Source organism: Microbacterium sp. zg.Y909, assembly GCF_024626565.1.
This window is the reverse complement of record NZ_JANJFJ010000741.1, coordinates 1-550: the sequence shown is the minus strand read 5'-3', so window position 1 is coordinate 550 and position 550 is coordinate 1. Positions and strand designations below refer to the sequence as shown.

Here is a 550-nt window from a genome sequence, read left to right as displayed (position 1 = left end):
CCGGCGACCCATGCCCACCAGGCGGCGAGCGCGGGCGGCTGGGCGGAGAGGGTCGCGAGCGACGGGAAGATGCCGAAACTCACCACGAAGGGGACGATCGACACCGGCGTCGCCTTGAGGCCGGCGTTGTACGACCAGGCCGACGCGAGCGCGATGGCATGGGCGGCGAGCATGCCGACGCCGAGCAACGCCGAGAGCACCAGCGCCACCACGAGCGCCACGATCGCGGCGGTCCAGGCGGTGCGGGCTGAGACGTCGCCCCGCACGAGCGGCTTGTCGGTGCGCCCCACCTCGCGGTCACGGTCGCGGTCGATCGCGTCGTTCGAGATACCCACCGACAGCTGTCCGCACAGCACCGCGAGGCCCAGCACGACGATGCGCCACGGCTCCAGTCCTGCGGCGACGCCGAGGGCCACCGCGAGCACCGTGACCACGACGGAGGGGCCGGGGTGCGAGGCGCCCCACAGCGCCCGAAGCGTGATCACCCGTCGATGCTCTCACGACGACGAGCGGATGCCGCGCCCGCCCTGGCCGGGAGGCGCGGCATCCG

At 73.8% G+C, this 550-nt stretch carries 1 protein-coding gene; it reads right to left on the bottom strand.

Going from position 1 to position 550, the window contains the following annotated elements; translation table 11 throughout:
- On the bottom strand, positions 1 to 485 hold a 485-nt coding region (locus NQ160_RS24500), incomplete at its 3' end, for a UbiA family prenyltransferase (protein ID WP_257517552.1).
- Between the last annotated feature and the right edge of the window lie 65 nt (positions 486 to 550).